Genomic DNA, 869 nt, shown 5'->3' with positions numbered 1-869 from the left:
ATGAAATCTAACAATGCGCTCATCGTCATCCTCGGCACCGTCACCCTGGATGCTGTAGGCATAGGCTTGGTTATGCCGGTACTGCCGGGCCTCTTGCGGGATATCGTCCATTCCGACAGCATCGCCAGTCACTATGGCGTGCTGCTAGCGCTATATGCGTTGATGCAATTTCTATGCGCACCCGTTCTCGGAGCACTGTCCGACCGCTTTGGCCGCCGCCCAGTCCTGCTCGCTTCGCTACTTGGAGCCACTATCGACTACGCGATCATGGCGACCACACCCGTCCTGTGGATCCTCTACGCCGGACGCATCGTGGCCGGCATCACCGGCGCCACAGGTGCGGTTGCTGGCGCCTATATCGCCGACATCACCGATGGGGAAGATCGGGCTCGCCACTTCGGGCTCATGAGCGCTTGTTTCGGCGTGGGATGGTGGCAGGCCCCGTGGCCGGGGGACTGTTGGGCGCCATCTCCTTGCATGCACCATTCCTTGCGGCGGCGGTGCTCAACGGCCTCAACCTACTACTGGGCTGCTTCCTAATGCAGGAGTCGCATAAGGGAGAGCGTCGACCGATGCCCTTGAGAGCCTTCAACCCAGTCAGCTCCTTCCGGTGGGCGCGGGGCATGACTATCGTCGCCGCACTTATGACTGTCTTCTTTATCATGCAACTCGTAGGACAGGTGCCGGCAGCGCTCTGGGTCATTTTCGGCGAGGACCGCTTTCGCTGGAGCGCGACGATGATCGGCCTGTCGCTTGCGGTATTCGGAATCTTGCACGCCCTCGCTCAAGCCTTCGTCACTGGTCCCGCCACCAAACGTTTCGGCGAGAAGCAGGCCATTATCGCCGGCATGGCGGCCGACGCGCTGGGC

The 869-nt window shown here is 61.4% G+C and carries 1 pseudogene; it reads left to right on the top strand.

What is annotated here, in order from left to right:
- Window positions 1–869 (top strand): annotated as a pseudogene (locus tag PTE_RS07025) (TCR/Tet family MFS transporter); the annotation flags it as partial.

This window comes from Photorhabdus khanii NC19 (assembly GCF_000517265.1).
GTDB classification, from domain to species: Bacteria; Pseudomonadota; Gammaproteobacteria; order Enterobacterales; family Enterobacteriaceae; genus Photorhabdus; species Photorhabdus khanii.
This window is presented reverse-complemented; position numbering and strand designations above follow the sequence as displayed.